The sequence below is a fragment of the Amycolatopsis sp. genome (assembly GCF_035276945.1).
GTDB lineage: Bacteria > Actinomycetota > Actinomycetes > Mycobacteriales > Pseudonocardiaceae > Amycolatopsis_E.
The window spans coordinates 1-24,571 of sequence record NZ_DATELF010000172.1 but is presented as its reverse complement, the minus strand read 5'-3'; the positions used below and the strand labels follow the sequence as shown (position 1 = coordinate 24,571).

Here is a 24,571-nt window from a genome sequence, read left to right as displayed (position 1 = left end):
GGGGCCGGAGACTGACGGCTCCGTACGCCTTATCGGTCCAGCCGCAGCCGGGCTACGCGTCGGCGCGCTGATCGGCGCGGTCGTCGTGGACAGCGACGGGGTCGACCTCGTCGCGGAGCCGGTGTGACCGCCCCGGCGCAGCCTCCGTCCGTCGCGGGTGATCCACCGGACCGCGAGGTGGAGCGCGGCGCCGTGCCGCTGTGGAACATCGCCAACATCCTGACCCTTGTCCGGCTCGCGCTCGTGCCCGTGTTCGCGGTGCTGCTTCTGCACGCCGACGGCCGGGAGAGCTGGTGGCGGCTGGCCGCGGCGGCGGTCTTCATGATCGCCTCGTTCACCGACCGGCTGGACGGCCAACTGGCCCGCGAGCGCGGCCTTATCACCGACTTCGGCAAGATCGCCGACCCGATCGCGGACAAGGCGCTCATCGGGGCCGCGCTGGTCGGGCTGAGCCTGCTCGGCGAGCTCGGCTGGTGGGTGACCATCGTGATCGCGGCGCGGGAGATCGGGGTGACCCTGCTGCGGTTCTGGGTGATCCGCTACGGCGTGATCCCGGCCAGCCGCGGGGGCAAGGCCAAGACGATGGCCCAGATCGCCGCGATCGTGGCCTTCCTGCTGCCGCTGCCGCCGGGCGCGGCCGTGGTGCGCTGGGTCCTGATGGGGGCGGCGCTGGTGCTCACCGTGGTCACCGGGGCCGACTACGTGGTCCGCGCGCTGCGGCTCCGGGCCGGGGCGCGATGACGGCGCGGTCGCTGGTCTCGGCGCTCATCGAACGCGGTGAGACCATCGCCACGGCGGAGTCGCTGACGGCCGGCCTGGTCTGCGTCACCCTGACCGAGATCCCGGGGTCGAGCGCGGTCGTCCGGGGCGGCCTGGTGGTCTACGCCACGGACCTCAAGGCACGGCTCGCGGGCGTCGACCGGGCGTTGCTGGCGGAGCACGGAGCCGTCCACCCGGAGGTCGCGGCCCAGCTGGCCGTGGGCGCGCGGGAGCGGTGCGGGGCGGACTGGGGCCTGGGCCTGACGGGTGTGGCCGGGCCCGGTCCGCAGGACGGCGCCGAGCCCGGCACCGTGCACATCGGGGTGGCGGGAGCCCAGGTCAGGGACGTGCGGACACACCTTTTCGGGGGGGATCGCGCCGCGGTTCGAACCTCCGCCGTGCGCGCCGCGTTGGAGTTACTGAGGGAACATTTGAGGTAACGGAGGCGTTCGCCCTTGGCGTACGGCCGTGTCAACCGATGCGGTGAGGGCCGGTGTCTGGGTAACGTGTTCCGTATCAGGAAGGGAGGCGCGTGATGACCGTGCTGTTGCGTGAGGCGATCGGTGATCGGCTCCGTCATGCTCGCACCAACCAGCGTCGCACGCTGCGCGACATCTCCCGCGCCGCCAAGGTGAGCCTCGGTTACCTGTCCGAGGTCGAGCGCGGACAGAAGGAAGCGTCGAGCGAGCTGCTGGCTTCCATCTGCGAAGCGCTGGAGCTCCCGCTGGGGGAACTGCTGCACAACGTGGCCGCCGACGTCTCCGCGCTGGACCACGTCGACGTCGCGGCCATGCCCGCCAGCGCCGAGCGCAAGGAGGAACGCGAGGAACAGCGGGCCGCCTCCGGCGGTCACCTCGAGGGCGGCCGCCTGGTGGACGGCGTCATCGGCAACGACCTGGCCGACCTGCGGGTGTCCAGCCAGCGCGTGGCCCCGGCCCTGCGCACCACCATCCGCGCGCCGAAGATGGTCGCGGCCTAGCCTCCCCTGCACCGGCTTTTCGCTGGAGATCACCCATTTCGCATGCCGACGTGCGGTTTCGCCTGCCCGGCCGAGGCCGGGCATCCTCAGGGTGGTCCCTGAAATCTCCCGGGGTCGCCTGGTACGCGGCGTGCCGACCTGACACGATGGAACCCACGCCGAGGGCGGGACGTTGCTCGAACAGGGGAGAGTGACGCCCCACGTAGGACCGTCGGGTCAAACTTGAGACTAGTGGGACGTAAGAAGGCAGGCGGAGCAGATGGCCAACCCGTTCGTAAAGGCCTGGAAGTACCTCATGGCGGCGTTCTCGTCGAAGATCGACGAGCACGCCGACCCGAAGGTGCAGATCCAGCAGGCCATCGAGGAGGCGCAGCGTCAGCACCAGGCGCTTTCCCAGCAGGCCGCGGCGGTGATCGGGAACCAGCGGCAGCTGGAGATGAAACTCAACCGGCAGCTCGGCGACGTGGAGAAGCTCCAGGCCTCCGCGCGGCAGGCGCTGGTGCTGGCCGACGAGGCGCGCGCCAAGGGTGACAACGAGAAGGCGGTCCAGTACGAGAACGCCGCCGAGGGTTTCGCGACCCAACTGGTCACCGCGGAGCAGAGCATCGAAGACCTCAAGACGCTACACGACCAGGCCCTGCAGGCGGCCGCGCAGGCCAAGCAGGCGGTCGAGCGCAACTCGATGATGCTGCAACAGAAGCTCAGCGAGCGGACCAAGCTGCTCTCGCAGCTCGAGCAGGCGAAAATGCAGGAGAAGGTCTCCGCTTCGCTCAACCAGATGTCCCAGCTCACCGCGCCCGGAAACACGCCGTCGCTGGACGAGGTCCGGGAGAAGATCGAGCGCCGCTACACCACCGCGCTGGGCCAGGCCGAACTGGCGCAGAACTCGGTGCAGGGCCGGATGCTGGAGGTCCAGCAGGCGACCACGCAGCTCGCCGGGCACTCCCGGCTGGAGCAGATCCGTGCCTCGCTCAAGGGTGACTCGGTGGCGCAGGTGACGGACGGCTCGCAGGCGACGGGCACGTCCTCGTCGGCGGACATCCAGCGGGAGATCCAGTCGCGCGTGCAGACCGAGCAGCAGAAGAACCAGGCGTAGGGGACAGCGCGGAGCTGGGGAGGTCACGGTGCCGGGCAGGCGAGACTTCGGGGAACTGTCGGCAAAGCTGGAAAAGCACGTCGAGCGGCTGCCGGAATACGCGCAGCGCGCCCAGGAGAAGCTCCAGCGCTACCTTCCGCCACCCGCCGAACAGGCGGGGCGGCGGCCGAACCCGCTCGTTCGGCCCAAGGCAGGGGGGGACTCGCCCTCAGGCGGGGTCTGGGGGTTGCACCCCCAGGGAACGCGGCCACCTTCGATCACGGACGTGCCGGTCGTCGCCGAGGTCAGGGCGAAGTGGCTGCGCTGGAACGACCCGGCGGCCAGGCTGGAGCGCCGCAAGCGCCGGACCTCCCGCGCGCTGACGCTGTGGGTCCTGCTGACCCTGCTGTGCGGGGTGCTGGCCGTGGCGGCCGGGGCCGGACTGCTGGTCGCGCACCGGGCGGACACGGCGCTGGCCGGGGTCGTGGGCATGGTGGTGTTCGGCACCCTCGGCGTGCGGTCCGGGCTGCGCCTGCGGCAACTGAACCGCACGAAGCTCCCGGTCAGCACGGCGCCCACACCGCTGCCGCCGGCCGGCTCGACGGCTCGCGAGCCCATGCGGCGATTGGCCGAGTGCGAGGAGTCGCTCGCCGAGCTGCTGCGGCAGCTGTCCACCCCGTCCGCGGTGGGCACCACGCCCGTTCCGGAGATCTCCGTGGAGGACGCCCGGGCCACCGCCGCCGACGCGGCCACCGCGTTGCGAGGGCTCGCCGCCCGGGTCCAGGCCGTCGAGCGTGCGCGCGACTCGGCACCCCGTGGCGAGCGCGGCGCGCTGGACGCGGCTGTCCGCACGCTGTGCGAACAGCTTGACGACGGTCTCGAGGGCTACCGCGCGCTCGTCGCCGCGGCGGGTCACGCGGTCGCGGCCAGCAGTTCGGGGATGCGGGAATCCAAGGACGCGCTCACCGACGCCACGGATCGCCTGGCGGGTCTCGCGATCGCCCTGAAGGAGCTGTCCTAGCAGGCCCGATGTGGGTTTGGTTGTGTTTGGTGGGTGAAAGGCACATTCGCCGCCGTGGAAAACCACAATCGGGAGTCCGTCGATACCTGTGTGTAACGTGACACCGCTTTTACTTGGAATCTGTGGTAGTTAGCGTCGGTTGAATGGACAGCCTGCCATTACCCCCCGAGCCCGTACCCCTGCCTCCGGCACCGGTGAGCGCGCACCGGCAGGTCCTCGCCGCCTACGAGCGGATCGCCGAGGCCGACCGGCCGGAGCTGTGGATCACGCTGCGTCCCTGTGAGGACGTGCTGGTCGACGCGAAGGCCGTGGACGAGCGCGTCCGCGCCGGTGAGCGGCTCCCGCTGGCCGGGATGCTCGTCGCGGTGAAGGACAACGTGGACGTCGCCGGGCTGCCGACCACGGCGGGCTGTCCCGGCTACGCCTACACCCCCGAGGTGAGCGCGCCCGCCGTCGCCCGCCTCGTCCGGGCGGGCGCGGTCGTGGTCGGCAAGACCAACCTCGACCAGTTCGCCACCGGTCTGGTCGGCACCCGCAGCCCGTACGGCGTGGTGGCCGGCGCGAACGACCGGGACCGGATCGCCGGCGGGTCCAGCTCGGGTTCGGCCGTGGCGGTGGCGCTGGAGCTGGTCGATGTCGCCATCGGCACCGACACCGCGGGATCCGGCCGGATTCCCGCCGCGTTCAACGGGATCGTCGGCATCAAGCCGACGCTCGGCCTGGTGCCGACGACCGGGGTGGTGCCCGCGAACCGGTCCTACGACTGCGTGACGGTGCTGGCGCGCACCGTCGCCGACGGTCAGCGTGCGCTCGCGGCGATGACCGGAGCCGACGAGTCCGACCCGCGCAGCCGCACCTGGCCGGAGTCGGTCCGGCTCGCGGCGGGAGAGCGGCCCACGATCGCCGTGCCGGACCACGCTGGTCTGGCACCGCTGCCGGAAGAGGCCCGTCGCGTGTTCACGCGGCGGATCGAGGATCTTCTCGCCGCCGGGGTGGGGATCGAGACGATCGACATCACGCCTTTTCTCGAGGCGGGCAAGCTGTTCCACGACGGCGCACTGGCGGCCGAGCGATACGCCGCCGTCGGGGAGTTCGTCGAGCGGTTCGCGGCCGAAATGGATCCGTCGGTCGCCGAGTTCATCCTGGCCGGCCGCGAGTTCTCCGCGCACCGGCTGGCCGGGGACCAGGCCCGCCTCGCGGAGTGGCGGGTCCGGGCGACGGAGGCCTTGGCGGGCAAGGACGCGCTGCTCCTGCCGACCGCTCCGGAACACCCGACGCTGGCCGCCGTCGAGGCCGACCCGGTGGGGGCGAACCGGCGCCTGGGCACCTACACGAGCTTCGTCAACCTGCTCGACATGACGGCGGTCGCCGTGCCGGCCGGGCGGGTCGCCGGCGGCGCGTTCGGGGTCAGCGTGATCACCCGGGCCTTTGACGACCAGATCGCGCTCGACATCGCCGCGCTGCTGGCCGGCGAACAGCTGACGGACCCGTATCCGGAGCCCGGCGTGGACATCGTCGTGTTCGGTGCCCACCTGCGCGGTCAGCCCCTCAACCACCAGCTTGCCGAACACGGTGCGCGCTTCCGGGGAGCCGTGCTGACCGCCGAGCGGTACCGGATGGTCGCGTTGCCCGTCACCCCGCCCGAGGCGGGCATCGTGCGGACCTGTCCGGGCGCGGCGCTGTCCGGTGAGCGCTGGACGATCTCACCGGCCGGGCTCGGCCGGTTCCTGGCCGCGCTCGGCGAACCGATGGGCCTGGGCGAGATCGAGCTCGAGGACGGCAGCACCGCGATCGGCTTCCGGTGCGACACCACGCTCGCCGCCGCGGGGAAGGACATCACGGAGTTCGGCTGCTGGCGCGCCTACCTCCGCCACCTCACCGCGACGCGCCCGATGACCCCATGATCCGCCTTCCGGCGAGCGCGCGGTTGATCTCCCGGATCAGCCCGGGCCCCTTGAGGGCGAAACCGGTGTAAACCTGCACGAGGCTCGCCCCGGCGTCGAGCATGCGCCGTGCGTCCGTGCCGCTGAAGATGCCGCCCACCCCGATGATCGGCAGCTTGCCCTCGGTCCGCTCGTGAACGAACCGGACGACTTCGCGAGCGCGTGCGGCCAGCGGACGGCCGGACAGGCCGCCGGCCTCCTCGCCGGTGGGCGCGTCGCCGGGAGCCAGACCCTCCCTCGACAACGTGGTGTTGGTGGCGATGAGGCCCGCCACACCGTGCGTGTCGCAGACCTCCAGGACCTCGGCCAGCGCGGTGTCGGAAAGGTCCGGCGCCACCTTGACCAGCAAGGGGGTCGGGGTGCCGCCGCCGGCCAGCGAGGCGGCGGTGCCGTTCAGCTCGTCCAGCAGTTCCGCCAGCTGCGATTTGTCCTGCAGGGACCGCAGTCCCGGGGTGTTGGGCGAACTGACGTTGATCGCGAAGTAGTCCGCGTAGGGGTAGAGGCTGCGCAGCGAAGCCTGGTAGTCGGCGACCGCGTCCTCGAGCGGCACGACCTTGGACTTGCCGATGCTCACGCCCACAACGACGGGCTTGCTGTGGGCTTTCTCGGTGGCCAGCTTCCGGGCGAGCGCGTCGGCCCCGGCGTTGTTGAAGCCCATCCGGTTGATCACGGCGTCGCTGGTGGGCAGCGCGAACAGCCGGGGTTTCGGGTTGCCCGGCTGCGCCAGCCGGGTGACCGTGCCGACCTCGACGAACCCGAAGCCCAGCGACGGCCAGGCGCCCAGCGCGCGGCCGTCCTTGTCCATCCCGGCGGCCAGGCCGACCCGGTTGGGGAACCGCAGCCCGAACACCGTCACCGGGTCGTCCACACCGTAGCGGCGCCGCAGCACGCCCAGCGCGGGAGCGGCCGCGCTGAGCACGCGGATGGTGCGCTCGTGGACGGCTTCGGCGTCGTCAGAGCTCAGGCGGTAGAGCGCGGGGCGGATCAGCTTCTCAAACAGCACGTGCTCCATCTTCGCTCAACGGGCAGTGCCGATTCGTGGCGGACGTGGCGCTATCGTCTTCGCCACTCGGCCGCCAGCATGGCGTACACGAGTTCGTCCGTCCATTCGCCCTTGACCAGCTCGTTCTCCAGGAGATGGGCCTCGCGTCGCATGCCGAGCCCCTCCAACAGCGACGCGGACGCGACGTTCCGCGCGTCGCAGCGGCCGAAGATGCGGTGCAGCTCGAGGTCCTCGAACCCCAGCCGCAGCAGCTCGGTGGCGGCCTCCGCGGCGTAGCCCCTGCCGTGGTGCTTCGGATGGAAGACGACCCCGATCTCGCCGCTGCGGTGCTCCGCGCTCGTGCAGCGCAGCGTCAGGTCGCCGATCAGGTCTCCCGTTTCGACGAGTTCGACGGCGAGGGAAAGTGTTCTGCCCGGCTCGGTCAGCCTGGCGTTCTCGATCTTCTCCGCCAGTATCTTCGCGGTCTCCGCCCGGGTGCGCGGCTCCCAGTAGAGGTATCTCGTCACGTCGGGACTCGACTGGAAGGAATGCAGAGCGGCCAGATCGTCCTTCTTGAACGGGCGCAGCACCAGCCTGGCCGTCTTGAGCGGATATGTGGGCAACAGCACACCGCAAAGAGTAGCCCGTGCACGTGCATTCATGCCGGTATTTCTACCAAGATTATGAAGAACCCCCGGCGAGCCTCCTGAACGTCGTCAGCCGCTCAGGCCCGGGCCGGACTGGGTCCCGGGGCCGCCGGGGGTCCGGTGACTGCCTGGTATTCACCAACGTCACCCAGGGGTCCGTTAGCGGACAGTCACCTCACGAGTCCTGTAGTTACACAACTTTGGACCACCTCCTTTCCCGTGTAACCGCAACGCTAGGCAAGAATCCGGCTTCCGGCAACAAGATTGTTCGCGGTGCCCGCGGCCGCCTCCGGCCGGCGGAGTCGCCGGGTCAGGGCGGGGCGGGGCCGGGCTGGCAGCGGGGGCAGAACCAGGTGGGGCGGCGCTGGACGTCGTGTCCCTGGGTGGCGACGCGGACCGGGCCACCGCAGCGGAAGCAGCCCTGCCTGGTCCGCTCGTACACCCAGTTCCGGCGGCCGCGGGCCAGTTCGCCGGTGGTGCTCTGCTCGTGCCGCCAGGCGTTGGCCAGCAGGAGCCTGCGCGCCAGCGCGACCGCGGCTGAAACGTCCACTTCGGACACCGGGGTCCATGGGGCGACCCCGAGCAGGAAGCAGATCTCCGTCTTGTACAGGTTTCCGACGCCCGCCATGACCCGCTGGTCGAGCAGGGCGAGGCCGAGTTCCCTGGCGGGGTCGGCGGCCAGCGCCCGGGCGGCCCGCACCGCGTGCTCCTCTGTCCATTGTGGATCCAGAAGGTCCGGTCCGAGGTGGCTCACCAGCCGGGACTCCTCGGCGGAGGGCAGGAGTTTCACATCGTGCAGGGAGAAGCCGACGGCCTGGATGTCCGCCGCGCCCAGGATGACCCGGACGTGGTGCGCGGGGTGCCGCCAGCGGGCGCCGGGCCGGTAGACCTCCCACGAGCCGTCCATCCTGAAGTGGCTGTGCAGGCTCAGCTCGCCCGAGAACCGTGTGAACAGATGCTTCCCGACCGTCCGCACGCCCAGCACCGACTGGCCGGTGAGGTCCACAGTGGCCAGTCCCGGGTGCCGGAAATCGGTGCGGGACAGGACTTTCCCGGCCAGCGCGCGCTCGAGCGTCCTGCCCGCCAGGAAGACGGTGTCACCTTCGGGCATCGGTGCGCATGACCTCGATCGGCCCAGTCGTTTCGGCCTCCGAGTCGGTCTCGGTGGCCATCCTGTGGCGTCCGGCGCGGTTCGAGCGCAGGACCTTGGCCAGCACCATGTTGAAGGTCAGCGAGATCTCCTGGGCGCCGGGGGAGTGCCATTCGTGAATCGGGCTGCACGCGCCCTGGGCCTGCTGGATCGCCAGGCGGTCGGGAATCGCGGTGGGCATGACCAGCGGCCCGAACGACTCACGCAGCTCCGCGATGCGGAACTGGTGCTCGTGCGAGCGGGGGCGGAGCCGGTTGACCAGCACGCCGACGGCCCGCAGGCCCGGGTTGTGCTCGGCCCGGATCCGCTCGATGGCCTCCAGTGCCCGCTGCGCCCCGGCGACGGCGTACATGGTCGGCTCGGTGACCAGGATGGCGCTGTCGGCGGCGACCAGGGCCGACTTCGTCAGCCTGCCGAGCGACGGCGGGCAGTCCAGGATCGCCAGCTCGTAGGGCTTGCAGTTCGCCGGCGCGTCGTGCAGTTCGTCCAGCGCCCGGGCCAGATTGCCGATCCTGCGGTCGTCCGGCCCCGGTTCGTTCAGCAGCTCCAGTTCCTCGGCGCCGACCAGCACCTCGACGTCGTCGCTCCACACGCTCGCGGCGATGGCGCGGTGCAGTACCGCCCGGTGCGGGGTTTCCAGCACGTCGGCCAGCGTGGCCTCGGTATAGGGCGGGTCCAGCGAGGCGGTGGCGTTGCCCTGCGGGTCGAGGTCGGCGACCAGGGTCCGGATGCCCCTGCGCAGGGCGGCCGAGGCGATCCCGAGCGCGACCGTGGTTTTGCCGACACCACCCTTGAGGCTGAGTACGGCGACCGTGTGCACGCCTCCGAGGGTAGCCGGGCGAGGACGGGGTGACAGCCTCTGTGCCTGGAGGTACCTCCCGCCAGCCCTTGTGTCACTGTTGCTACGGTGGCCTGACTAGGCTGTCAGCCCATGCGAACGGACACTCCCACGGCGCGCGGTTCCAGCGCGGTCTGGCGCGCCCTGCGGGACGAGCTCGCCCGCGTGGGCACCGCCGAGCCGCACGTCGTCGACGTCGGTGGCGGGAGCGGTGTGTGGGCGGTGCCGCTGGCGGCCGCGGGCTGCCGGGTGACGGTCGTGGAGCCGAACCCGAACGCGCTGGCCACCCTGCGGCGGCGCGCCGAGGAGACCGGTGTGGCCGCCCGGATCGCCGTGGTGGCCGACGACACCGACGCGCTCGGCGGCCGGATCCCGGCGGGCTCGGCCGATCTCGTGCTGGCGCACGGCCTGCTGGAGGTCGTCGACGACCCGGTCGCGGTGGTCGCCGCGCTCGCGGGCACCGCCACCCCCGGCCGCGCGGTGTCGGTCCTGGCCGCGAACCGGCACGCCGCCGTGCTGCACCGGGCGTTGGCGGGCCGTCTCGGCGAGGCCCGGAGGCTGCTCGCCGCCGCGGACGGCGTGCTCGCCGATGACAGCGAAAACCTCTTGCGCCGCTTCGACACGGAGGGCCTGACGGCGTTGCTGGCGTCCGCGGGCCTCGTCGTCGAGCTGGTCCAGGGTGACGGCGTGGTCTCCGATTCCGTCGGTGAGGCCGAGTCGGAGCTGTTCACCGGCGAGGAGCTCGCCGAGTTCGAAGGCGCGGCCGGGGTCGTGCCCCCGCTGCGCGACATCGCCACCCGCCTGCATGTCCTCGGTCGCCGGCCTCGGTGATTACGCCGGAATTGTCGGCGGGGGAACGTAGGCTCGTCTTCGATGGGAAAGAAACCAGGGCCGCCGGCCGGCTATGACCGGTTCCGGGTCACCGGGGAGGCCACGCCGGACGACACCGGCTGCGGCCTGCTGCACGTCGACATGGACGCCTTCTTCGCCGCCGTCGAGATGCGTTCCAGGCCGGAGCTGGCGGGCAAGCCGGTGATCATCGCGGGCGCGGGCCCGCGCTCGGTGGTGTCCTCGGCCAGCTACCCGGCGCGCGAGTTCGGCGTGCGTGCCGCCATGCCCGCGGCGGTGGCCCGAAGGCTTTGCCCGCACGCGATGTTCATCCCGCCCAGCCATGGCCTCTACGGCGAGGTCTCCCGCGGTGTCATGGCGATCTTCCGGGAGCTGACCCCGCTGGTCGAACCGCTGAGCCTGGACGAGGCCTTCCTGGACGTCGGCGGTGCGCTCAGACGGCTGAACGCGACCCCGGTCGAGCTCGCCGAGCTCATCCGCCGGCGGGTCGCGGCCGAGCATGGCATCACGTGTTCGGTCGGGGTCGCCGCGGTCAAGTTCGTCGCCAAGCTCGCCTCCGGCATGGCCAAGCCCGACGGCGTGTTCGTGGTGCCGGCGGCGCGGACCCTGGAGTTCCTGCACCCGCTGCCGATCGCGGCGCTGTGGGGTGTCGGCAAGCGCACCGAGGAAAGCCTGCGGCGGATGGGCCTGGCCACGATCGCCGACATCGCCGGCGCACCGCCGAACCGCCTGCGCCGCGCGGTCGGCAACGCGGCCGCCGAGCATCTGCACGCGCTGGCCAACGGGTACGACGAGCGCGGTGTCGTGGTGGACACCCCGGACAAGTCGATCGGCGCGGAGCACACCTTCGACACCGACCAGCGCGACCGGCGCGTCCTGGAACTCCAGTTGCTCCGGCTGTCGGAACAGGTGGCGGCGCGCCTGCGGGCCCGTGGCCTGCGGGGCCGGACGGTGTCGATCAAGGTGCGGTTCGCCGACTTCAAGACCATCACCCGCGCCCGCACACTGGCCGCCCCGACCGACGTGACCCGGGTCGTCCACACCACGGCGGTGTCGCTGCTCGGCGGGGCGGTTTCGGGAGCCGAAATCCGGCTACTCGGGGTGCGGGTCGACGGCCTCGCCGGGGACGACGAGCCGGAACAGCTCAGCTTCGAGCGGGACGAACCACGCTGGCGTGACGCGGAGATCGCGGCCGACGTGGCCCGGTCGAGGTTCGGGTCGGCGGCGGTCCGCCCGGCTTCGTTGCTGGCCAGGAAGTCTGATAGACCTACATGAACCGAACGGGGCAATGCTTCGTGTTGAGATCGGGTAGTCGTGGCGGCGCGGGACTCGTATCCTGGATGGTGGCACCACACGGGAGGGTGTCGAGTTTGGGTCCAGGACGTTGCGCGGCCCGGTGCCCGTGACAAGCTGTGCCGGAGGAGGAAAGATGCCACTCTCCGAGCATGAGCAGCGGCTGCTCGACCAGATCGAGCGCGAGCTCTATGCCGAGGACCCCAAGTTCGCGTCTACGGTGCGCGGTGCCCGGTTACGCCGGCCCGCCCGTCGCCGCCGAATCCAGGGGATCGCGCTGTTCATCGTCGGCGTCGCGCTGCTCGTGGTGGGCGTGATGGTACGGGCGCTGTGGGTAGCCGACTTCCCGCTGATGAGCGTCGTCGGCTTCCTGGCGATGTTCTTCGGGGTGGTTCTCGCGATCATGTCCGGTCGCCACCCAGGCGGCGAGGCCAGGAAAGGGCCGGCGAAGGCGAAGAGCTCCTTCACCCAGCGCATGGAAGAGCGCTTCCGCCAGCGTTTCGAAGAATAAGGCAGCCCTCCCCGCGAACTTGCCCTCCCTCGGCAACGAGGGTGGGCACTTTTGTCGGTCGAGGGGCGGCCACCTCGGCAGGCACACCCGAGCGGCCCACCGTGCCGACGGTGGGCCACTGGTGTCAGCGGCGGCGAAAGACCGAGCGGGGGAACAGGCGCCCACGCCAGGACATCGGCGCGTTCCGGTGCAGGCTTTCGCGCAGTTCCTCGAATGCCCGGGCGAAGCCCGGATCCTCGACGTTCCCCTCCGGCGCGTACCAGGACCGCTCGACGACCCCCACCACCGTGCGCAGGTTGTCGCGGCCGTCGTCGTCCAGGTGGTGCTGGCTGGCGAATTTCTGCGCCGCGGTGCGGATGGTCTCGGTCGGCGGGATCGCCACGCCCCGGTCGGCGCACTCGTCGAGGAGCTCCTCCCACGCCGCGTTGGCCGCGCCCGGTTCCCGGCCCGAGATGGCGCGCAGCCGTCGCCGCCGCTGGACCTCTCTGATCAGCGCGGGGGCCAGAATGCCGCCGGCGATGATCAGCAGGATGAGCGCGAAGATCCAGTGCACGAGCCACGCGGTGAGCGTGACCGCCAGCAGCCAGGCCCCCACCGCGGCGATCGGCAGCCATCTCGCCCGGCCGTCCACGCGGCGGCCGGTGAGGAAGGCCGCGATGGTCAGCGCGATCGCGGCCAGCACGACGGCGAGCGCTCCCCAGCCGGTCCAACTCGGCGCCGATCCCGCGGGAGCAGGCGTGGCCGCGCCGTTGGGGCTGCCTTCGCCGCCCTGAACCGCCGAGGGCCCGGCCGGCGCGACGTGTGTGGTCGACACGCCCGGCAGGTCGTCCCGGGTCTCGGTGGACGAGCTGGAGTTGCTGCCGGACTGCAGGTAAGGCGGCACGTAGCCCCGGCCGTCGGAGCGTGGCGTCGGGTCGAAGCCCACCCAGCCGAGTTCGTCGCCGAAGTAGACCTCGACCCAGGCGTGCGCGTCCTGGGTGGTGATCATCCGGGAGTCGCCGTCGGCGAAGCCCGTGGTGAAGCCGACCGCGACCCGGGACGGGATGTTCAGCACCCGCAGCATGACCGCCATCGCCGAGGCGAACTGCTCACAGAATCCGCGCTTGCCCTTGAGCAGGAAGTCCGCCAGCGCGTCGGCGTCGGACGCCGCGGCGGTGCTGGTGTCGTAGGTGAACTGGTTCTCCGACGTGAAGTAGCGCCAGAGGGCGGTGGCCTTGTCGAACGTGGTGTAGGCGCTCGCGGTGAGCTGCCGGGTCAGCGAGACGACCCGTTGATCCACGCCGCTGATCTGGGTGTAGACGTTCGGCAGCCCCGCGGACCCCGGGGTTCCCGCCGTCTGGAGCTCCTGCTTGCTCGGTTCGGCCAGCGAGGCGCTTTCGACGTAGGAGGCCGGGTGCTGCTTGCGCTCGCTGAACACGGCGCCGCTTTCCGGGTCGTAGAACCAGCCCGGGGTGACCCCCTGCAACCCGCGCGGCGCGCCGTAGACCGGCATCCAGACATCGGTCCAGTTCAGCGGCTCGATCCGGATCTGGCGCGACTCGCCTGCCCCGTCGTCCCCCGGGGCGGCGGGCAGCGCGCGGTCGGCCGGGTAGCCGGCCGGCATCGGGCCGTTCGGCAGGCTCCAGCCGCGGTTGGGCAGGTAGGTGTTCAGGGTGAACGCGCGCAGCAGGCGCCGGTCGTTGCCGAGGCCCCGCACCCGGAACAGGTCCACGGTGTTGCCCTGGTCCAGCATGCCGCGCAGCGAGGTGAACGGGTTGATGCCGAGCCCGCCGGCGCCGCCGCCCTGGCTGCGGCCGCTGCCGGGAAGCCGCCCGACCGTGCCGACCGCGGTGATCGCCGAGCCCGCGACCAGCCCCAGCACGAGCGCGAGGGAGACCACGGCGACCGGGGCCGAAACCGACGCGGGCGAGCGGGACAGGCCGGGCGCGTCACGGTTGCGCCACCGCCGGTGCCGGTGGTTGCCGTCCACCGCGAGCAGTGTCGCGAACGCGGCCGCGCCGAGCACGAACGTCCACCACGGCAGCATCGAGTCCGACAGCGAAGCCGGCACCGCGTACACGCACAGCAGCACCAGGCCGGTGGCGGCGGGCGAGGAAGCGGCCACGGTGAGGGTGTCGACGAGCACGGCCACCAGGCCCATCGCGATGGTGACCAGGCACAGGATCGGCGCGGTGGCGTCCACCGGCGGCAGGCCCGTGCGGATCTGCTCGAACGCGGCGCTCAGCACGTCGCTGAGCTCGGAAAACGCGGCCGGGCCCGGAAAGATCGCGAGGATGCCGTGGCTGGTGAACACCCCGGTGATCAGCAACAGCAGCATGACCGGCTGGGCCAACCCGACCAGTACGGCCGGTGTGCGGACCGAGCGCAACGCCAGCCCGGTGCACGCGGCCAGGACGGTCGCGACCGCCACGTAGCCGAGCCAGGACACGCCACTGACCACGTCGGTCAGCGAAGTGGACGCGCACAGCGTGGCGACCCCGGCGGCGACCGGGGCGAGGATCGTGCCGCGCCACGCGGGCGGCCGCTCGACCACCCGCCGCGTGGGGGTGTGCGGTTGCGGCGGCCCCGGCGGGACGGCGCCGGTGGGCTGGCGCGGGATGGTCGCGGTCATGCCGTCTTCTCCGCGACCTCGCGCGCGACCGCGATGACCTCGCGCGCGACCGCGATCGGTCCGCCGGGGCGTTGCCGCCGAACTCGGGTCACGTCGTGCTGAAGAACGCCCTGCCGCCCCGACAGCGGGGCTTCGCCGAGGCGCGCTCCGTGCTCGCCTTGACTTCCGCGACCTGACACGAGTGGTTTCACGCGGTCCCTCCGATCAACATGCCGCGGCCGGCGCCGGTGCGGCACAGCTCGGCCCACACCTGGGGCATCGGCGCGCCCTCGCCCGCGACCACCACGCCCCATCCCGCCGCGCGCAGCAGGGCGGCCGATTCCTCGGTCGCGGTGGCCCGGTGGTCGGGGGCGCTCACGCCGCCGGCGAAGGCCGGGGTGTCCAGGACAACGGCCAGGCTGCGGGTGCCGCGTGGCCGGTACCGGGCCAGCTGGTTGACCGCCTCGTTGGTCACGGTGCCGAGGATCGCGATCAGCTCCTGGCCCGCGGCCGGGTCGTGCCCGGTGGTGAGGTCGCGCTGGTGCGCGGGCTGCAGGGTGGCGAGCGCGTCCAGGATCGCGTTGTCGTAGGCCTCGCCACCGTCGCCGGGCGCGTCGGCGAGAAGCTTGCCGTGCTCGGTGACCAGCCGGACCCGGTGCCCCGAGCGGCGGATGTGCAGGCACACGCTGGCGACGAAGGAGATGGCCCATTCCAGGCTCGCCGCCGGCCCGCTGCCGTGGTGGGCGGCGGCGCGGTGGTCGAGCAGCACGGTGGTGCCGCCGCGCCAGGGCCGCTCGTCCACGCGGACCATGATCTCGTCGCGCCGGGCGGTCGACGGCCAGTGCACCTTGCGCAGGTCGTCGCCCTGGCGGTAGTGCCGGACGATGACGTCGGGCTCGCCGCGGCCGGCGTGCAACCGCACGTTGCCGTCGTCGCCGGAGCCGAGCCCCGCCGCGCTGGGCAGGTCCCACAGGCCGACCACTTTCGGCACCACGACCAGCCGCGAATGCCCGATCAGCTCGCGCTCGAACTCGCACAGCCCGAACGGGTCGGTGAGCGTGGCGCGCAGGGGGCCGACCTGCTGGATACCGCGCAGCATCGGCTGGATGGGATAGCGCAGCGCGATCGCCCGGCCCTGCGGCAGGCGTTCGACGACGAACCGTGGCCGCGAGCCCAGCGCGTAGGGCACCCCGTCTTCGAGCAGCACTTCACCGGCGGGCAGCTTTCCGTTGCGCCACAGGGCGAGTTCGACTTCGCCCGGCGATCCGGCGGAGATCCGGTCCGGGAGCAGGGTGCGGGAGGCGCCGATCCGTACCCGGGAGGCCGCGATGAACACCGCGACCAGCAGCGGCAGGCAGACGATGAACACGGCGACGCGCAGCAGGTCGCGCTCGTTGAGCACGATCGCGCACACCGCGGCCGCGACTCCCGCGGCGAGCAGGCAGCGCCCTCGCGTGGTCAGCCCGGACAGCGAGCGCAGCACGGCCGGCTACCGGCGGACTTGGCCGTTGGCGCCGCCCGCCGGGGCGCCCTGCGGGACGGCGACCCGGTTGAGTACCGCGCGGACCACGTCGGTGGCCGAGCGCCGGGCGGCATGGGCTTCGGTGGTGAGGACCAGGCGGTGTGCCAGCACCGGGATTGCCACGGCGTGCAGGTCGTCCGGCACGACGTAGTCGCGGCCGGACAGGGCGGCCTGCGCCCGCGCGGCCCGCACCAGTTGAAGCGTGGCGCGCGGCGAGGCGCCGAGCCGGATTTCCGGCACCTGCCGGGTGGTGGCGGCCAGTTCGACGGCGTAGCGGCGCACCTCCGGCGCCATGTGCACGCCCCGTACCGTGCGGATCAGCCTGCCCACCGTCGCCGCGTCCGAGACCGGCTCGAGGTCGGCCAGCGGGTTGTGGCCCGAGTGCTCGTCGACCATCGCCAGCTCGGCCTGCTGGTCGGGGTAGCCGATGGACACCCGCGTGGTGAAGCGGTCGCGCTGGGCCTCGGGCAGGGCGTAGGTGCCCTCCATCTCGATCGGGTTCTGGGTGGCGATCACCATGAACGGGTCGTCCAGCCGGTAGGTCGAGGTGTCGACCGTGACCTGCTGCTCCTCCATGCACTCCAGCAGCGCGGACTGCGTCTTCGGCGACGCGCGGTTGATCTCGTCGCCCACCACGATGTTGGCGAACACCGGGCCGGGCCGGAACTCGAAGCCGCCGGTCTGCCGGTTGTAGATGGACACCCCGGTCACGTCGCTGGGCAGCAGGTCGGGGGTGAACTGGATGCGGCTGACCGTGCAGTCGATGGAGCGCGCCAGTGCCTTGGCCAGCGACGTCTTGCCCACCCCGGGCACGTCCTCGACCAGCAGATGCCCTTCGGCGAGCAGGGTCACCAGCGCCACGCGCACCACGTCGGGCTTGCCGACCAGCACCCGCTCCACGTTGGCGGCGATGCGCCGCGTGGTTTCCTGTAGCTCGCCGAGCGAGTGACCCTGGTGGCCGCTGGTCACACCCCCCGCCGGGCTGCCGCCGGTGTGGTGGTACGGCGGTTCCCCGGGTGCCTGCTCCCCGGCGTATTCGCCGGCGGTCGCAGGCTGTGTCCTCGACGTCACTCGACCTCCTGGTGCCGAAGCCGTTCTGCGTTGGCGGGAGCGCGTCCGCGCGCCCGTGTCCCCATCGGCGGCGCGAAAGCCTCTCCGGGCCTTCTCTGGCAGCTCCGGTAGCCCTCCAGCGCCGCCCAGCCTGCCATCAAGTGTGTCAAACTCGCGCCAACCTCGGTGAGTGAACCCGTGTTTTGTCGTATGCTGCGCTCAGGAACTCCTCGGCTACCGAGAGGCACCGCATGACCGACACGCGCACCCAGTTGAGCATGGACCCGGGCGCGTTCGCGGTCTCACCGGAGCTCGCCGCGCAGACGTTCACCGAGCTCAGCCGGTTGCAGGACACGGTCGGCGAAATGGTGCGCGAAGCCAGGGCGCTCGGGCGGACGGTGCCGCTGGGCGGGGGGTACGCCGGGGAAATCGGCGACTTCATGGCCACCTACGGGGTCAGTGGGCCGGGGTCGGCCGCCGAGTCGCTGATCCGGTTCGGCCAGGAGCTGCAGAAGCTCAAGGACAACATCCAGCAGGCGTTGCGGCGCTACCAGGCCACGGACTCCGACGCGGCCGGGGGCGTCGACTGTCATGGTGGCTAGGGCGGTGGTGGCGCTGGCGGCCGGTTCGCTGCTGGCCGGGTGCGGGACGCAGGCGGCCCCACCCGCGGTCCCACCGGCTCCGGCCTCGCCGTCCGTGACGCCCACACCGGCCAGGACCGGTCTCGCCGCGCTCGAGCCCTGCGCCCTGTTGTCCACAGTGGACAGGTCGACGGCGGGGCTCGGCTCCCCGGGCAGGGACAAGACCATCGGCGCGGACCGGGCCTGCGACTGGAGCGAGCCCGGCGTGTTCGGCGTGACCGTCACGCTCGACGAGCAGAAAGCGTTGTCCGCGCTCCAGGTGAGCGACGGTCGGAAACTGACCGTCGGCAGGCACCAGGCGGTCAAGGACGCCTCCACCGGCAACGGCACCTGCGCGGTGCTGCTCGGCGCGGGGGAGCACGCCAGCGTACAGGTGGACGTGACCAACAACGGCTTCACCGACACCGCCCTGGCCTGCCGCCGGGCGACCACGGTGGCCCAGCTCATCGAGCCCAAGCTGCCCTGAACTTCGGGAGGTGCGTGTGGAGCAGGCGGTGCCCGAGCCGGTCCGGCGCTACGAGTCCTACACCCACGACGCGATGGCGGCCGAGGTCGAGGCCGGCAACGATCCGGCGGCGGCGGGGGAGATCGGCCGGCAGTGGGCCTCGCTCGGCGCGCGGCTGCGCGATTCGGTGGAGGCGCTGAGCGCGCTCGCCGGGCGCAGCCGGGAGGTGTGGGAGGGCGGGGCCGCCGAGGCGATGCGGAACACCCTCGCCGACGCGGCCGGCTGGTCCGCCAAGGCCACCGAGGTGTCCTACGCGGTTTCGGATGCCGTGACCGATCAGGCGGGGATCGCGGCACGGGCGCGCACCGAAATGCCGCCGCCGGTGGACTTCGACCCGGCTCGCATGATCCGCGACGCCGCGGCCGGCGGTAACCTGCTCGACCTGATCGGGCTGTCCGACGCGTTGTCGGCCCGCCGCGACGAGGCCGAGGCCGCACGGGAGAAGGCCATCGACGTGATGAACGCCCGGGACGCCGCACTGCGCTCCTCGGTCCCGTCCCAGCCGTTCGCCGTCCCGCCGGAACTGGGGTGAGCGTTGATCCGGATCTCCGCCTCCGCGTTCGACATCCTCTGGTCGGACCTCGGGCCCGCCCGCCCGCCCGCGCCGCTGCGGGTGCGCAGTGTCGGGTCGACCGAGCGGGAGCGGGCGGAGATCCGCGAGGCGGTCTACGACAACCTCGCCGAACGCGAGCTGTTCGCCGGCGGCCGCCTCGACCCGGAGCTGGTGGCGCGGCTGGAAACGCTGGCCGGGGCGGACCTCTACGTCGAGTGTGAGGCGCTAACCGGCCTGGACGACGACCTGCCGGTGCGGGCGGTCGCAGCGGCGGGACGGAAACGGGCGGTGCTCGCCGTCCAGCCGAGCCGGACGATCGGCCTGTCCGCGATCCGGGACACCGAGATCTGGGCGGCCGCCGTCGGACTGCTGCCCCCGCTGGAACCGGGGCCGGGCTTCGGGGTGAGCCTGCCGGCGTCGGTGCTGGGCTCGCCGGTCGAGGACCCGCTACCGGCGTCCTACCGGAAGCAACTGGCCGAGGTGCTGACGATCCAGTCCCGGCCGGTGCTCGGTGCCGGCCAGTTCTCGGTGCGGGTGCGCGAGGGCGGCCGGGTGCGCCGGGCGGGCGGGGTCAGCTGGTTCGTCACGGACGTGGGCGCCTACCTCGGCACGGTCGTCCCGGGCCGGGGCGGGCAGGACTGGGTGACCGTCACGCCCGCCGACCCCGGGCGCGTCGCGAGCCGTCTCGCCGGCCTTGTCCCCTGATGTCCCCTGATGTCTCTTGAGGTCTCCTGAGCCGCGCCCTTCTGGGGCGCCGCCCCCAGGCCCCTCCACTGTTCCCCACTTCTCCCGCCGAGGCGGAGTCCGAACCGCTTGAAACGGTCTTTTCCGGCATCGGGTGCGCCGGTGTGATTTCGCGCCGGACGATCTCCCCCACCTTCTCCCCACCGCGACCCACCGCCCCTCACCTGCGGAAACGCGGCGAGATTCGCTCGGAAGTGAGCGTGTTCGCCGTTGACTGTGGTGAAAAGTGGGGTACGGTGGTGCACAGTGGGGCGGCAGGGAGCCTCGTGGGAGGTGGGGCCGGTGTTTCTCGGCACCCACACCCCCAAACTGGACGACAAGGGGCGGCTCACGCTGCCCGCCAAGTTCCGCGACGCGCTGGCAGGTGGGCTGATGGTGACCAAGGGGCAAGATCACTGTCTCTACGTCTTCCCGCGTGCCGAATTCGAGCAGATGGCGCGCAAGGTGGCCGAAGCGTCCTTCACCAACGAGGCGGTCCGGGCCTACCAGCGCTACCTGTTCGCCGGAACCGACGAGCAACGTCCGGACGGGCAGGGGCGCATCGCCGTCGCGCCCGAGTTGCGGCGCTACGCCGGGCTCAACAAGGAGTGTGTCGTGATCGGCGCGGTCACCAGGCTGGAGATCTGGGACGCGCGGGCATGGCAGTCCTATCTGGAGGAACACGAAGACAGCTATGCCAAGGCGCAGGAGGAGGTTCTGCCGGGCGTCTTCTAGGCGCGCGGCCGGGTGAGAGTACCCACGTCGTCGGCGCGGGTGTCACCGGCAACGCGGGACCGGCGCCACCCACCCGGGATGTCGTGAGGCCTCTGTCCGCTCAGCGGCCCTGGTGCACCTTCCCCGGCACCAGGTTCGTGGCGGGCGGGCGGGGACCTGACGGGATCCCGGGTGGCGCCGTGGGGAGGGGGAACCCCCGAGGCGGTAAGGCAGGAAAGGGGGTTGCGATGACCGAGCACGTGCCCGTGCTCCTCGAGCGGATTCTCGAGTTGTTCTCCCCCGCCCTCACCGGCAGGCCCGCGGTGCTGGTCGACGCCACCGTCGGCCTCGGCGGCCATTCCGACGCGCTGCTGTCGGCGTATCCGGACCTGACGGTGATCGCGCTCGACCGCGATCCGGACGCGCTCGCGCGTGCCGAGGCGCGGCTGGCCCGGCACGGCGACCGGGTCCGGTTCGCGCACACCGTCTACGACCGGCTCCCTGACGTGCTCGCCGGGCTGGGACTGTCCGCTGTGGACGGTGTCCTGTTCGACCTCGGGGTGTCGTCGATGCAACTGGACCTGACCGACCGTGGGTTCTCCTACGCGCGGGACGCGCCGCTGGACATGCGGATGGACCCGACGGCGGGCCGGACCGCGGCCGAGGTGCTCAACACCTACCCGGCCGCCGAGCTGACCCGGATACTGCGTGACTACGGCGAAGAGCGGTTCGCGGCGAAGATCGCGAAGTCGATCGTGACCGAACGTGCGCGCGAGCCGTTCGACCGCAGCGAGCGGCTGGTGCGGCTGCTCTACGACGTGGTCCCGGCGGCGACCAGGCGCACCGGTGGTCACCCCGCGAAGCGGACGTTCCAGGCGTTGCGGATCGAGGTCAACGCCGAGCTGGACGTGCTGCGCCGGGCGATCCCGAACGTGCTCGGCGTGCTGGCGCCGGGCGGCCGCATCGTCGTGGAGTCCTACCAGTCGCTGGAGGACCGGATCGTCAAGCAGGCCTTCGCCGAATGGGCGGCCTCCCGCACTCCGCCGGGACTTCCGGTGGAACTGCCCGGCCACGGCCCCCGGCTGAAGCTGCTCACGCGCGGGGCGGAAAAGGCCGGTGAGACGGAGATCGCGCACAACCCGCGGGCCGCGTCGGTGCGGTTGCGCGCGGCGGAACGGCTCGAGGACGAGGTCGCGCGCAAGGCCGCGGAGGAGTAAGGAGCAGGGATGACAGCGCCCGCCCGGACACGGCGGAAGCCGGAAGAAGCCAGCGTCGCCACGCCGCCGGGCCAGGCGCCCGACCGTGAGCGGCGCCGCGGTTCGGCGGCGGAACGCGCCTACGCCCGTCGCGCCCAGCGCGCGGAGGGGTTGCGGCGCCCGGCCGGACAGCCCGAGCGCACCCGCGGCTTCCGCCTGCGCGGGCCGAAGTCGCGGGCCTCCTTCGTGCTGATCGTGATGCTCCTGCTGGCCGCCGGGATCGCCGTCACGCTGCTGCTGTCCACACAGGCGATCGCCGATTCCTACCGGCTGGAGCAGATCCGCCAGGAGAACGCGAACCTCGCCGAGCGGTCGGAGCAGCTGCAGCAGGACGTGAGCAAGGCCGGATCGGCGTCCTCGCTGGCCGAGCGGGCCAAGGCGCTCGGCATGGTCCCGGCCGGCGACCCCGCGCACCTGGTCAAGAACCCGGACGGCTCGATCACCGTGGTGGGTGACCCGGAGAAGGCGACCGCGCCCCCGGCGCCGGCCTCGCCCCCGTCCACACCATCCACACCATCCACACAGCCGCCCGCGGGGCAGACGCCGGGCACGGTGGTCGAGGGTGACGTGCCGCAGGGTGAGGAGCCGCAGCCGCAGACCCAGCCGGGAGGCCATTGATGCCTCCTCCGGCAAGCACCCGGCGCCGCCGGAACTACGCGGCGCAGGTCCGCCGGGTCGCCGGGCGGCCGGTCGTGGCCACCGGCAAGGGCCGGTACGTGGCGGTGCGGGTGATCCTGGTCGGTGTCCTCGTCGTGGCCACCCTGCGGCTGGTGCAGGTGCAGGGGTTCCAGTCCGAGGCACTGTCGGCGAAGGCGGAGAGCCAGCGCACCACGACGATCACCATCCCCGCCCAGCGGGGGTCCATAGTGGACCGCAACGGGGTGAAGCTGGCGTTCAGCGTGGAAACCCGGGCCCTGTCGGTGAACCTCCGGCTGATGCGCAAGAGCTGGACGGACTTCGCGCGGCAGAACCCGGCGAAGGGGCAGAACTTCGACACCAGGGTGGCCGCGGCGGCGAAGTTCATCGCGGCGAAGCTGCCCGGCAAGGTCACCGAGGCCGACCTGCTTGCCGCGTTCCACAAGAACCAGGACTTCACCTACCTGGTCAAGGACGTGGAACCGTCGATCGCGGACGAGATCACCAAGCAGTTCCCGGAGATCGGCAGCGAAACGCAGGCGGCGCGTGAGTATCCCGGCGACACGCTGGCCTCCAACGTGGTCGGGCTGGCCAACTGGCGCAGCGACGATCCGGACGTCTCCAAGCACGCCCTGCACGGTCTCGACGGGCTCGAACTCACCTACGACACCGACCTCTCCGGTACGCCGGGGCAGAAGATCGCCGACACCGCGCAGGGCGACGACAGCGTGGTCATTCCCGGCACGGAACGGGACATCCGGCCGGCGACCCCGGGCAACAACCTGGTCCTGACCCTGGACTCGGACGTGCAGTACGTGCTGCAGACCCAGCTCGCGGACTACGTCGCGAAAGCACACGCCAAAGGCGGCCAGGCGGTGATCATGGACGCGCACACGGGCGAGATCTACGCGCTGGCCGACGACCGCACGTTCAACCCGAACGACCCGGGCACCTACACCGCCGACCTGATGAACGACCGGTCGGTGACGACCCCGTACGAACCGGGTTCGGTGAACAAGATCGTCACCGCGACCGCGGCCATCGACGCGGGAATCCTCACCCCCGACTCGGTGCTCCAGGTGCCCTATTCACTTCAGGTCGCCGACCGGACGGTGCACGACGCGTGGCTGCACGGTGTGCAGAACTACACGGTCACCGGCATCTTCGCCAAGTCGTCCAACGTGGGCACGCTGGAGATCGCGCAGAAGCTCGGCCCGGAGCGGTGGCTGGCGATGCTGCAGAAGTTCGGCATCGGCCAGAGCACCGGGATGGGCCTGCCCGGCGAGAGCCGGGGCTACGTGCCCCCGCGGAACACGTGGAGCGCGAGCACCTTCGGCAACCTGCCGATCGGTCAGGGCCTGTCGATGACCGTGGTGCAGATGGCCGGGATGTACGAGGCGATCGCCAACAACGGCCTGCGCGTCCAGCCCCGGATCATCAAGGAGGAGGTCCGGCCGGACGGCACGGTGATCCCTCAGCCGCCCCCGGAGGCCGTCCAGGTGGTCAGCCCGCAGACCGCGAAAACCGTGCGCGACATGCTGCGCGCCGTCACCCAGAAGGGTAAGAACGGCAACAGTGGCACGGCGCCGACCGCCGCGCTGGACGGCTACCAGATCTCCGGAAAGACCGGGACCGGCCAGCAGGTGGACCCGGCGACCGGCGCCTACAGCGCCACGCTCAACAACATCACCTTCGCCGGGATCCTGTCCGCGGACAATCCGCGATTCGTCGTCGGGATCCGGCTGGACGCGCCGGACACCACGCTGCCCACCGGGCATTCCGCGGCCCCGCTGTTCCACGACATCGCCTCCTACCTGGCCCAGCGCTACCAGATTCCGTTGTCCGGTGGTGCCGCACCCTACGTTCCACTGGTCGTGCCCTGATCGGGCTTTTCCCGTCACGGGTGCGGAAAGGGTTTGCCAGGACAACGCTTTCCCCGCCCCAATTCCGGCGCGCGCGAAAATGGCGGGATTCGTTACCGGGTTTTCCATACCATGTTCGATCGGGTATGCCCGACACCCCGTACCGGCTGCTTGGCACGGGATGGCGCGTGGGTAACCTTCCGCCCGTGTCTGCCAACAAGGACGGGCCCGCGGCCGGTGGGGGGCAGGTCCCGGAGAGCCCGGTGAAGGCCGCCGTCGCACCACCTCGACCGCGGCGGATCGAACCGGTCCCGCTGACCACCCTCGTCGCTCGTGCGGACGCCCGGCTCATCGCCGACGTGCACGACCCCGAGCCCGTGGTCACCGGGGCGACGTTGCGCGCGCAGCACGTGCTGCCCGGCGACCTGTTCGCGGCGCTGCCCGGCGCGCGGGCGCACGGCGCGGACTTCGC

24 protein-coding genes and 1 pseudogene are annotated in these 24,571 nt (G+C 71.7%); 18 read left to right on the top strand and 7 right to left on the bottom strand.

Going from position 1 to position 24,571, the window contains the following annotated elements; all coding sequences use genetic code 11:
* Window positions 1-177 precede the first annotated feature (177 nt).
* From pgsA to atzF, 6 genes are all read left to right on the top strand, one after another.
* Entirely contained in the window at window positions 178-741 is a 564-nt protein-coding gene (pgsA, locus tag VJT49_RS31490; protein ID WP_324168614.1) for a CDP-diacylglycerol--glycerol-3-phosphate 3-phosphatidyltransferase, read from the top strand.
* Entirely contained in the window at window positions 738-1,199 is a 462-nt protein-coding gene (locus VJT49_RS31485) for a CinA family protein (RefSeq protein WP_324168612.1), read from the top strand. The genes pgsA and VJT49_RS31485 overlap by 4 nt, the downstream gene beginning before the upstream one ends.
* 95 nt (window positions 1,200-1,294) lie before the next feature.
* Entirely contained in the window at window positions 1,295-1,738 is a 444-nt protein-coding gene (locus VJT49_RS31480; RefSeq protein WP_324168611.1) for a helix-turn-helix transcriptional regulator, read from the top strand.
* A gap of 259 nt (window positions 1,739-1,997) precedes the next feature.
* On the top strand, window positions 1,998-2,834 hold the full coding sequence (locus VJT49_RS31475; RefSeq protein WP_324168610.1) for a PspA/IM30 family protein: 837 nt from the start codon (window positions 1,998-2,000) through the stop codon (window positions 2,832-2,834).
* 28 nt (window positions 2,835-2,862) lie between these two features.
* Entirely contained in the window at window positions 2,863-3,834 is a 972-nt protein-coding gene (pspM, locus tag VJT49_RS31470) for a phage shock envelope stress response protein PspM (protein WP_324168609.1), read from the top strand.
* A gap of 143 nt (window positions 3,835-3,977) precedes the next feature.
* Window positions 3,978-5,738 carry an allophanate hydrolase gene (atzF, locus tag VJT49_RS31465; RefSeq protein WP_324168608.1) on the top strand — a complete coding sequence of 587 codons (1,761 nt, stop codon included), beginning with the start codon at window positions 3,978-3,980 and terminating at the stop codon, window positions 5,736-5,738.
* Here atzF and VJT49_RS31460 read toward each other — a convergent pair.
* From VJT49_RS31460 to VJT49_RS31445, 4 genes are all read right to left on the bottom strand, one after another.
* Window positions 5,710-6,780 carry a quinone-dependent dihydroorotate dehydrogenase gene (locus VJT49_RS31460; protein ID WP_324168607.1) on the bottom strand — a complete coding sequence of 357 codons (1,071 nt, stop codon included), beginning with the start codon at window positions 6,778-6,780 and terminating at the stop codon, window positions 5,710-5,712. The two genes, atzF and VJT49_RS31460, sit on opposite strands and share 29 nt — an antisense overlap.
* 50 nt (window positions 6,781-6,830) lie before the next feature.
* The gene (locus VJT49_RS31455) at window positions 6,831-7,388 is read right to left on the bottom strand and encodes a GNAT family protein (RefSeq protein ID WP_324168606.1); all 558 of its coding nucleotides are present in this window, start codon (window positions 7,386-7,388) and stop codon (window positions 6,831-6,833) included.
* A 328-nt stretch (window positions 7,389-7,716) separates the two neighbouring features.
* Window positions 7,717-8,517, bottom strand: a complete 801-nt coding sequence (locus tag VJT49_RS31450) for a DNA-formamidopyrimidine glycosylase family protein (RefSeq protein ID WP_324168605.1) — start codon at window positions 8,515-8,517, stop codon at window positions 7,717-7,719.
* Window positions 8,504-9,376 carry a ParA family protein gene (locus VJT49_RS31445; protein WP_324168604.1) on the bottom strand — a complete coding sequence of 291 codons (873 nt, stop codon included), beginning with the start codon at window positions 9,374-9,376 and terminating at the stop codon, window positions 8,504-8,506. Before VJT49_RS31445 ends, VJT49_RS31450 begins: the two co-directional genes overlap by 14 nt.
* A gap of 111 nt (window positions 9,377-9,487) precedes the next feature.
* On the opposite strand from VJT49_RS31445, the gene VJT49_RS31440 reads away from it, so the two are divergent.
* The 3 genes from VJT49_RS31440 (at window position 9,488) to VJT49_RS31430 (ending at window position 12,047) form a co-directional block, all read left to right on the top strand.
* A complete protein-coding gene (locus VJT49_RS31440; protein WP_324168603.1) occupies window positions 9,488-10,225 on the top strand; it encodes a methyltransferase domain-containing protein in 738 nt (245 codons plus the stop codon).
* Window positions 10,226-10,267: 42 nt separating this feature from the next.
* Window positions 10,268-11,518, top strand: a complete 1,251-nt coding sequence (gene dinB / locus VJT49_RS31435; protein WP_324168602.1) for a DNA polymerase IV — start codon at window positions 10,268-10,270, stop codon at window positions 11,516-11,518.
* 154 nt (window positions 11,519-11,672) lie between these two features.
* Window positions 11,673-12,047, top strand: coding sequence for a DUF3040 domain-containing protein (locus VJT49_RS31430; protein WP_324168601.1), 375 nt, complete (start codon window positions 11,673-11,675; stop codon window positions 12,045-12,047).
* A 124-nt stretch (window positions 12,048-12,171) separates the two neighbouring features.
* Here the strand turns inward: VJT49_RS31430 and VJT49_RS31425 are convergent, their stop codons facing one another.
* The 3 genes from VJT49_RS31425 to VJT49_RS31415 form a co-directional block, all read right to left on the bottom strand.
* Entirely contained in the window at window positions 12,172-14,658 is a 2,487-nt protein-coding gene (locus VJT49_RS31425) for a DUF3488 and transglutaminase-like domain-containing protein (protein ID WP_324168600.1), read from the bottom strand.
* A 187-nt stretch (window positions 14,659-14,845) separates the two neighbouring features.
* The gene (locus tag VJT49_RS31420; protein WP_324168599.1) at window positions 14,846-16,120 is read right to left on the bottom strand and encodes a DUF58 domain-containing protein; all 1,275 of its coding nucleotides are present in this window, start codon (window positions 16,118-16,120) and stop codon (window positions 14,846-14,848) included.
* A gap of 6 nt (window positions 16,121-16,126) precedes the next feature.
* Window positions 16,127-17,230, bottom strand: coding sequence for a MoxR family ATPase (locus tag VJT49_RS31415; RefSeq protein ID WP_324168598.1), 1,104 nt, complete (start codon window positions 17,228-17,230; stop codon window positions 16,127-16,129).
* A 230-nt stretch (window positions 17,231-17,460) separates the two neighbouring features.
* On the opposite strand from VJT49_RS31415, the gene VJT49_RS31410 reads away from it, so the two are divergent.
* The 9 genes and pseudogenes from VJT49_RS31410 to VJT49_RS31370 all read left to right on the top strand — a co-directional run.
* Window positions 17,461-17,811 (top strand): hypothetical protein, encoded by a 351-nt coding sequence (locus tag VJT49_RS31410; protein WP_324168597.1) that lies wholly within the window; start codon window positions 17,461-17,463, stop codon window positions 17,809-17,811.
* On the top strand, window positions 17,801-18,316 hold the full coding sequence (locus VJT49_RS31405; protein ID WP_324168596.1) for a DUF3558 family protein: 516 nt from the start codon (window positions 17,801-17,803) through the stop codon (window positions 18,314-18,316). Before VJT49_RS31410 ends, VJT49_RS31405 begins: the two co-directional genes overlap by 11 nt.
* Before the next feature lie 73 nt (window positions 18,317-18,389).
* Window positions 18,390-18,887 (top strand): PE-PGRS family protein, encoded by a 498-nt coding sequence (locus tag VJT49_RS31400; RefSeq protein ID WP_324168613.1) that lies wholly within the window; start codon window positions 18,390-18,392, stop codon window positions 18,885-18,887.
* Between the two features lie 3 nt (window positions 18,888-18,890).
* Complete coding sequence (locus VJT49_RS31395) at window positions 18,891-19,613, top strand: ESX secretion-associated protein EspG (RefSeq protein ID WP_324168595.1); 723 nt, start codon at window positions 18,891-18,893, stop codon at window positions 19,611-19,613.
* 321 nt (window positions 19,614-19,934) lie between these two features.
* Window positions 19,935-20,366 carry a division/cell wall cluster transcriptional repressor MraZ gene (mraZ, locus tag VJT49_RS31390; protein ID WP_324168594.1) on the top strand — a complete coding sequence of 144 codons (432 nt, stop codon included), beginning with the start codon at window positions 19,935-19,937 and terminating at the stop codon, window positions 20,364-20,366.
* A 227-nt stretch (window positions 20,367-20,593) separates the two neighbouring features.
* The gene (rsmH, locus tag VJT49_RS31385) at window positions 20,594-21,562 is read left to right on the top strand and encodes a 16S rRNA (cytosine(1402)-N(4))-methyltransferase RsmH (protein ID WP_324168593.1); all 969 of its coding nucleotides are present in this window, start codon (window positions 20,594-20,596) and stop codon (window positions 21,560-21,562) included.
* Between the two features lie 9 nt (window positions 21,563-21,571).
* Complete coding sequence (locus VJT49_RS31380) at window positions 21,572-22,219, top strand: hypothetical protein (protein WP_324168592.1); 648 nt, start codon at window positions 21,572-21,574, stop codon at window positions 22,217-22,219.
* Window positions 22,219-24,120, top strand: a complete 1,902-nt coding sequence (locus tag VJT49_RS31375) for a penicillin-binding protein 2 (protein ID WP_324168591.1) — start codon at window positions 22,219-22,221, stop codon at window positions 24,118-24,120. The genes VJT49_RS31380 and VJT49_RS31375 overlap by 1 nt, the downstream gene beginning before the upstream one ends.
* Before the next feature lie 242 nt (window positions 24,121-24,362).
* Window positions 24,363-24,571: pseudogene (locus tag VJT49_RS31370) on the top strand (UDP-N-acetylmuramoyl-L-alanyl-D-glutamate--2,6-diaminopimelate ligase); the annotation flags it as partial.